This window comes from Paraburkholderia solisilvae (assembly GCF_902859875.1).
GTDB lineage: Bacteria > Pseudomonadota > Gammaproteobacteria > Burkholderiales > Burkholderiaceae > Paraburkholderia > Paraburkholderia solisilvae.
This window is the reverse complement of record NZ_CADIKF010000131.1, coordinates 1-1,055: the sequence shown is the minus strand read 5'-3', so window position 1 is coordinate 1,055 and position 1,055 is coordinate 1. Positions and strand designations below refer to the sequence as shown.

Below are 1,055 nucleotides of genomic sequence, written 5' to 3'. Positions count from 1 at the left end.
CGTTGCAGGAAATCGAAATCGCAGCCCTTGTCGGCCTGCATCACGTGAATCTGGTGCATCGCGCCGTAGCCGCGCGTGAAGCGCGGCGCCGGTGCGACCCATTGCGCCTTGCGCCGCGCCAGTTCGTCATCCGTGATCAGCACGTTCAGCTTGCGTTGCGGCACGTCCAGCTCGATCAGGTCGCCGTCGCGCACCAGCGCGAGCGGACCGCCGATAAACGATTCCGGCGCAACGTGCAGCACGCACGCGCCGTAGCTCGTGCCGCTCATGCGTGCATCCGAGATGCGCACCATGTCGCGCACGCCCTGCTGCAGCAGCTTCTTCGGAATCGGCAGCTGGCCCCACTCGGGCATGCCGGGCGCCCCCACCGGGCCCGCATGCTGCAGCACGATCACGCACTGCGCGTCGATATCGAGCGCGTCGTCGTCGATGCGTGCCGCCATGTCGTTGTAGTCGCGGAACACCACCGCGCGACCCGTGTGCACGTGCAGCGAAGGATCGGCCGCGCCGGGCTTGATCACCGCGCCGTCCGGCGCCAGATTGCCGCGCAGCACCGCCAGCCCCGTATCGGGCATCACCGGCGTGACGCGGCGGCGGATCACCTCGTCGTTGAAGATTTCCGCCTCGCCGATGTTTTCGCCGAGCGTGCGGCCGTTGACCGTGCGCTGCGCGCCGTCGATCAGTTCGCCCAGCTCCTTCAGCATCGCGCGCAGACCGCCCGCGTAGTAGAAGTCTTCCATCAGGTACTGGCCGGTCGGACGGATGTTCGCGAGCACCGGCGTGCGGCGCGCGAGTTCGTCGTAGCGCTCGAGCGTCAGCTCGATGCCCGCGCGGCGCGCCAGCGCGATCATGTGCACGATCGCGTTGGTCGAGCCCGACAGCGCGAGGCACGTCGTGACCGCGTTGTCGATCGACGCGGCCGTCAGAAGGTCCGACGGCTTCAGGTCTTCCCACACCATGTCGACAATGCGCATGCCGGTTTGCGCGGACATCTGCGCGTGCCGCGAATCGGCCGCCGGAATCGATGCGAAGCCCGGCAGCGTGAAGCCGAGCGC

1 protein-coding gene is annotated in these 1,055 nt (G+C 68.2%); it reads right to left on the bottom strand.

The window, feature by feature from the left end:
- On the bottom strand, positions 1-1,055 hold a 1,055-nt coding region (locus tag HV675_RS32115), incomplete at both ends, for a dihydroxy-acid dehydratase (RefSeq protein ID WP_175115478.1).